This is a genomic window from Arthrobacter cheniae, from assembly GCF_003602275.1.
GTDB classification, from domain to species: domain Bacteria; phylum Actinomycetota; class Actinomycetes; order Actinomycetales; family Micrococcaceae; genus Arthrobacter_D; species Arthrobacter_D cheniae.
In genome coordinates this window covers 1-6527 of record NZ_QZVT01000021.1, presented here as the reverse complement: position 1 = coordinate 6527, position 6527 = coordinate 1, and the positions used below count along the sequence as shown (strand labels likewise).

Genomic DNA, 6527 nt, shown 5'->3' with positions numbered 1-6527 from the left:
GGCCCACCACTGAGACAAGGCTTTCGCGTGGTCGTCAAGTGGTCTAGCCGAGACACTCCCGGCACGGCGTGTCGCGCCTCTGTGAGCTTTTGAGATGTTTCGGCAGGGGATTTATACCTCCCGGAGTCGCTAGGCGGCTGGTGGTCGGTTTCTGCCTGTGTCAGGCGGCTTCAGAGGAGAGCATGAGGTTAGCGGCGTACCCCATAACGCGGATGATGGCCTCGGCGTCGTGATAGCCGTCGTCGATCGTGACGGTCGGCCCGATGACGGTCACGTCCCCGCCGTCCGGTCGTATGTGGGTCTCCTCGATGGCCGCGCCCGTTCCGCCGCTGGTCGTGATCGTCGTGGAGTACGTGCGCATACTGACTCCCGGCTTCTGGGTGTGTCGGACATCCGTCGTCCAGGACGGGCAGGGAGGCCACGGCGCGGTCATGCCGTGGCCCTCGCTCCCGTCGTCGTGAACCGATCGAAAACAGCATCGGGTGATGTCCGTGCCCGGAGTGCGTCCCGGAGGTTGCGTTCCTCGGCGGGGTTCAGCTCATGGCCTACAGGTCGGTGGTCGTTCAGGTACTCGATGGCCTCGTGGAACTTGCTCACGCCTCGGCCCAGCGTCTCCCGTCCCCTGTCATCCAGCCCTGGTGGGAGGTCAGGGACGGCTTGCATCAGCGGAGATTGGACAGGCGTCGGCGCGTCAGCGGCGACAAACTCGGGTGCCTGCGTTGGTGACGATTTCGCGGACGACGACGGTTTTTCTTCTTCACTTGGTCTAGTTACTTGATCTAGTTCACTTGATCTAGTTAGTGAATCACTGGTGATTACACCTGTGTCATCACTGGTGATTACACCTGTAAGCCCAGATGATTCACCCCTGTAATCATTGGTGATTACACCTCCCGCCTCATCCCATGAACTGTAATCACTGGCGATTACACCTGAGGCTTCACTGTAATCACCCCTGATTACAGTTTGAGCACTATCAGGGAATGTGTAGACGCTCGATGTCCCAGACCGGTTGCTCTTGATGACGGCCCCGGAGGTGGTTAGCTCGGCCATGTACCGGTTGATGTTCTGCCGGTGAGGAATGTTGAGCCGGTCGGCAAGCGTGGCGAATGACGGCCATGACTTCCGGTTCTCGTGGTTCTGGTAGCTGCGGAGGACGACGTACAGCCGGAGGGCCTGCGGTGAGATGTCACCGGCACAGGCAAGCTCCATGACGAACGTGGGGACCTTGACGAACGTGCTCATGCGGCATCAGACGCGCTAGGGCGTCGTCCAGCTGGGAGGCGCTTGGCGGGTGCCGGAGCATCAGCCGTGACCTCACGCCACGTCTGCCCGCGTTGAATACCCTGGACTGCACCCCGGCTGATGCCGTAACGCGCCATGTAGTCGGACTGACTGTCGCGACGGCTCCAGATATCTAGAACAGCTTCAGGTGTGAGCTTGGCTGCGTGCGAGAGTCGGCGCGTCGGTTGCTCTCGGTCAGTGGACGCGGACATACTAGGACTAGACCCGAATGGATCGTTCATTGACGTGTTTCTCTCTATTCGGCTGTAGGTCCGGGCATCCCTCCCGGGCCTACATTTTTTTGTGCTTGTGACCTCACCCTAGGACTGCTCTCGGCATAATCCGATTCCGACACGCCGGGGCAACTTTCGGCCCAGCTCGGTCAAGACGGGCGTCTACAGATGCCACCAACGGCGTTTAGCCGGCCTCGGTGAGGGAGGCGTCTCTGATGTTGGTGAAGCGGTCGCCGGCTGCTCTCCCTGGACTGTCACAGGGGCTTCCAGCATGCGAAGGGCCTGCGCCTGCGCGGTAATGATCCGCTCCCGTTCCTCAGCACGCGCCTCGGCTACAGCGGCCCTCAGCTCGGCGGCTGTCAGCGCCTCCCTAAGGGCTTCCACCTCGGCTTGCGTGCTAGGTGCCACGACGGGTTCCACGGGGCTGTCTTGCGAGGGTTCTGGGGCTTTCACCGTATCCGGGCCGGTGGTCGGTGGCATGAGTCCCAGCTGGACTAGCGCGGGGATGGGGATGCTCCACCCCTTAGCGCCATGAGACGCACCTAACTCCAGTAGCTCGGCTCGTCGTCGTCGGATGGTGGACTCGGAGACGCCGCATGCACGAGCGGCCTCGGCTAAGCCGATGGTGGGGGCTGTCATGGGTGCCAGCGTAGGGGCTTGCCTGACGGCTTCCGGGTAGGCACGCGGCAGGGTGCCGTGAGGGCTGTCAGGGTGCCAAGTTTCCCTCGTCGGGAAGAACTTGCGCCAACGCGATGTTAGGCAAAAGCAGGAGTGGTGGCCCCAAAAAAACTGGGACCACCACCCGTTCTGGTACTACTCGTTACCAAAGAACTCAACCAACATGAGCACGAAACGGCCCATGTTGATCAAGACGTTGGCGCGGACCCACTGATCTGTCGGCTTACGCTTCCGTTTCATAGTGGGTACCTCCTATCTCTCGAAGGGAGGCACAACCACAACGCCGGTCAGGATTGCCATCGCGGCGGCAGGACACTACGCTTGAGGTGTTGGCCACAAGGACATGTCCCTTGTAGTTGCACCAAAAGGAGCAAGAATTTTTAGCAGGACCCGATGCCAGTCGGGTCCTCTTGCTTTTAACTTCTTAACTCCAGAGCCGAAGCTCATAGCCCAAGCATAGCGAGCGCCCCTGATAGTCGGCACGCGTCCCAGTCACAGCTAAGCGACTGCCGCCTAGGCGGGCCTCCAGGGTTATCAGTCATCCTCCTCTGCAATGACCTTTGCGAGCTTGTCTCTGGCCACCTTTAGCTCCTCCATGGCTTCGTCCAGCTTCCGGGCTATGGCAACATTCTGTGACACCTTCGCTGCTGCTCTAGAGACTGCGTGTTGGGCCGCGTAGATGCGCCCCATGCTCTGCTTGTCAGGCATCGTTCTAGCTCCCTTGGTGCTGCTGCTGGCGTTCAATAACTTGCTTGATGGTGGCGGCATGCCACTTGCCGCCTGCTGCCGTGGGGATGCCCTCAGCCTCCAGATTCTTGGCTATGCGGAGCATCGGAACGCCTGCTCGGTGGTCGGCAACAATACGGGCCACGGTGGACTCTGGGAGGACGCTGCGGCGTCCCATGTGCTTGCCGGTGTCGGCCTTGATTTTCGCCATGGCGTCTTTGGTCCGCTTGCCGATCATGCGGCGCTCAATCTCGGCAAAGTTCAGGGCCATGTTGAACATGCCCGCACCCATGATGGTCGCGGTATCGACGCCTAGGTCTAGGCAGACGATCCTCCAGCCCTGCCGGGTGGCGTCGGCCAGAATGCGCGTGCCGTCTTCCATGTTGCGGCTGAGGCGGTCCAGCTTGCTCACGGCCAGCCCGTCATAGTGACCTGCGCGGAGGTCGGCCAGGGCTTTCAGCATGAGGGGGCGCTTGGCTACTGTGGACGCGCTCACGGCGTCTTCGCGGACGATGGTGAGGTTCCAGTCCATCCGCTCGGCCTCGGTCTGTAGCTCGGCTATCTGGACCTCGGGGCCGATGTCTTGCTTGTCTGTGGAGACGCGGACGTATCCGATGATGCGAAGGGCTGGAGTGGCTTCCATCACCCTAGTTTATATAAAGGGTTCCGTTTACATAACCCCTGTTAGGACTCATCCTCGGAAGACCGGGAGTGCGCATGAGAACCTGAGGCCATGAACGTTACAGAGCTAGAACGCATGCACATCGGCCAGCGTGCCAGAGTGACCTTTCCGGAGTCGGGCACCAAAGACAGCTTCACCGGAGTAATCGTCTCGGTGTCTCACACGGGGGACCAAGGGACTGGGTCCAGTACCGCGAACTTCAAAGTGGGCGGGCACATGATCATGGTTATGTCACTAGCCGACTCGGTGGTCGGACCTGCCACGATCACTCTCTTAGGTGACTGACCTGTAGAAACAGAGATGCCGGGGACCGAAGCCCCCGGCGTCTCAGTGGCCTACTACAGGCCGCAACCGTTGCGGAAAATCGTGATCGCTAGACGCACCACGTTCACCACAAGGTTGGCAACGGCGATGAATTTCGCCATGGCACACCCCCTAGGGATGCCAAGCGAGCACCAGATCCACTCGCTGGCGCATGCATGCTCAGACGTCTAGAGTTGTAAGTGTTAGAACAATTGAACACTCAGATGTCTGTTGCTTGGTTGACGGAACATCTTGGGTTGCAGAGGACCGGTTGCCGCCGGTCCTTTTTGCATTTTCAAGACGTCTGCGCCGTGCATACTCCGGCGCATATACCTATTGTCTCAGATGGTGTGCCGGATGCTGCAAGACAGTATTCACAGATGGCCCCTACTTCCCAGTGTTGGCGCGGATTTTGACTGTGTACTGAGTGATATTTTTTTCAGGAACACTCAGTGTTATCCACATATGTTTTAGCCATAGGGCGGGGTTCATCCTGTGGATAAGCCGTGGAGTCCACAGGCCCAAAAGTGCCCCGGCGTGCCGCCTGCCGGTAATCGGGACCGGTCGGAGTTACCTAGAGCCATGACTCCACGTATCCTCTCCGCTCCAATGCTCGGCTCACTCGTGCAGCTGCTCGATGACGGCAACTACGTCGTCACCGCCTGCCGTTACATCGGCATCAGTGAAGCTTCGTACTACTCATGGCTCGACCGCGCCCGCGTGGAAGTAGACAGGGTGGACGGTCTGGGTTTCGATGCTCAGGCCATCATCAGTACTTCTGTGGCAGGGAAGACCCTCGGGGAGATGATCGACTCTTGTCCCCCGGAGTTCGAGCCGAAGGAATGGACGTTTGTGGTCTTCGCTGCGGCGACCACTCGGGCACGTGGACAGGCCGTAGCTCGTGCCGTCAAAGCGGTGAAGACGGCGGCGATGAACGGCGACTGGAGGGCGGCGGCGTGGTATTTGGAGCATGCTCACGGTAGGGAGTTCGGGCGGGGATCTGAAGGCGTGGAAGCCACCCCGGAGGGTCTCGCGAGTGAGGCTGTCAGCGTGGACGCTTTGGAGGCAAAGCTGATGTCCCTCATGGAGGGCAAGGGCTAGAGCCTCGCGCGCGTAGGGACTCCAGGTGACTCCAGGTTCTAGCGTGATCGGTTAATTCCGGTGAGGCCGGCGGGCACGAGCTCGACCCCGTTTCTGTTCCCTGTAGACAGTGAGACCCTCGGCGTCCCACCGGGGGTCCCACTGTCTGTGCACCACGGGTGCGCCTCTCAGGGAACTAGTCCGGGAGGATGTCCTACTGGTGCCGCCTGCTCCAGTAGTCGCCGGGTGTTCAATGTCCGGCACTTTCGCCAGGGCATCCCAACCCTGACTATCCGCCGCCCGGAAAGGGGACGGGCGGGGAATTTTGTTAGGGCCTCGGGCCACCTTGCACAGCAGGGGGTAGTTCCATGCGAAACGGGGTCCCGCGTCCTACCGGCCACCGTTTCCCGATGCCGTGGAGCATGTTGAGCAAGTAGATCTGAGGGCGCCAAAATTCGTGCCGTGTGCCGCCGATGATGGCGTGTGATGTGTACCGCTCGGTGACTATCTCGACGCCCGTCTTACCTGCCCCTGCGGCCACGGATGCGTTATGCCGGTCCACGGCTTCCAGCAGGTCCTCCAGGGCTTTCAGGGCTGTCGTGTACTTCCGTTGGAGGCGGGCCTGAGAGGCTGTCAGCTCTTCATTGACGGGTCCGCTCCTTGCGGCCAATCGCTCCACCTCGGCGCGGGCGTCGGCTTCTGCCAGTCGTTCGGCTTCGCCCTCGGCGCGGAGCTTCTCCAGCTCGACGCCCTCACGAGCTGCGGCCACCTCGCGGGGGTCTACATCTTCGCCGGCTCTCGCTGCGGCCAGGAGTCCGCGGAGTTGCTTCTTGTACTCGCTGAGGGTCTGGGTTGTCTCGGTCACAGTGTTCTCGAAGTCTTTGCGCTCGGTGGTCATGACGTTGCCTGCGTTGTGCTTGCCGATGCACTGGCATGGGAGGCGGGAGAGGGATGCCCCTCGGCCTCGCACCGTGGCGCGGATGTACTCGGGGTAGTCGGGGATGTACCGGGCCACCGTTGAACCGAAAGCCTCGAGAACGTTGTCTCGGGTGACGATGGTGAGCTGGTGATGGTCATGGCCTAGGCGGTCATCCACAGTGAGCCGTCCACCGCTTTCCGGATGGTCGCACCACCGGGCAGGACGATGCTCTGCCCGGAAGTGAGGCGTGCTGTGCGGTCTCGGAAAAGTGCGGCTGTGTCGTCGTCCAGCTTCGCCTCGGTCGGTGCTTTCCGGGTGCTCTTGGCTACCTGCTCGGGTTTGGCTACGTCCTGGGCTTCCTCGGTTCCGTAGAGGTCCACGATGCCCAGAGTCTCGCCTACTCGAATGAGTGCCATCCGTCCGGATGTGTAGGGGACGTGAATGGCGTCACCGTCTTTGAGTCCATGAGCGATTCCGGTAAACCATCCTGCCTCGGCTTCGGTCAGTGCACGGGGGTTCGACGCGTTGGACAGGTCCACGCTGCGGGTGTCATCAGTTGCCATGGGTGCCACCTCTGCCTAGTTCCCTCGGTGAGGTGGTGGACCGGTCCCGGCTAAGTTTG

7 protein-coding genes are annotated in these 6527 nt (G+C 60.9%); 1 reads left to right on the top strand and 6 read right to left on the bottom strand.

Going from position 1 to position 6527, the window contains the following annotated elements; translation table 11 throughout:
* Window positions 1-160: 160 nt before the first annotated feature.
* The 4 genes from D6T63_RS18665 to D6T63_RS18655 all read right to left on the bottom strand — a co-directional run bounded on the left by D6T63_RS18665 (window position 161) and on the right by D6T63_RS18655 (window position 3564).
* Entirely contained in the window at window positions 161-361 is a 201-nt protein-coding gene (locus tag D6T63_RS18665) for a hypothetical protein (protein ID WP_120150834.1), read from the bottom strand.
* Between the two features lie 68 nt (window positions 362-429).
* Complete coding sequence (locus D6T63_RS18660; protein ID WP_120150833.1) at window positions 430-1245, bottom strand: helix-turn-helix domain-containing protein; 816 nt, start codon at window positions 1243-1245, stop codon at window positions 430-432.
* 1484 nt (window positions 1246-2729) lie between these two features.
* A complete protein-coding gene (locus D6T63_RS19475; RefSeq protein ID WP_182977127.1) occupies window positions 2730-2903 on the bottom strand; it encodes a hypothetical protein in 174 nt (57 codons plus the stop codon).
* A gap of 4 nt (window positions 2904-2907) precedes the next feature.
* Window positions 2908-3564 carry a recombinase family protein gene (locus D6T63_RS18655; protein WP_120150832.1) on the bottom strand — a complete coding sequence of 219 codons (657 nt, stop codon included), beginning with the start codon at window positions 3562-3564 and terminating at the stop codon, window positions 2908-2910.
* Window positions 3565-4488: 924 nt separating this feature from the next.
* Here D6T63_RS18655 and D6T63_RS18645 point away from each other — a divergent pair.
* Window positions 4489-5007 (top strand): hypothetical protein, encoded by a 519-nt coding sequence (locus D6T63_RS18645; protein WP_147394450.1) that lies wholly within the window; start codon window positions 4489-4491, stop codon window positions 5005-5007.
* 307 nt (window positions 5008-5314) lie between these two features.
* On the opposite strand, the gene D6T63_RS18640 is transcribed toward D6T63_RS18645, so the two are convergent.
* Window positions 5315-6082, bottom strand: coding sequence for a hypothetical protein (locus tag D6T63_RS18640; RefSeq protein ID WP_120150829.1), 768 nt, complete (start codon window positions 6080-6082; stop codon window positions 5315-5317).
* On the bottom strand, window positions 6067-6468 hold the full coding sequence (locus D6T63_RS18635; RefSeq protein ID WP_120150828.1) for a hypothetical protein: 402 nt from the start codon (window positions 6466-6468) through the stop codon (window positions 6067-6069). The genes D6T63_RS18640 and D6T63_RS18635 overlap by 16 nt, the downstream gene beginning before the upstream one ends.
* Between the last annotated feature and the right edge of the window lie 59 nt (window positions 6469-6527).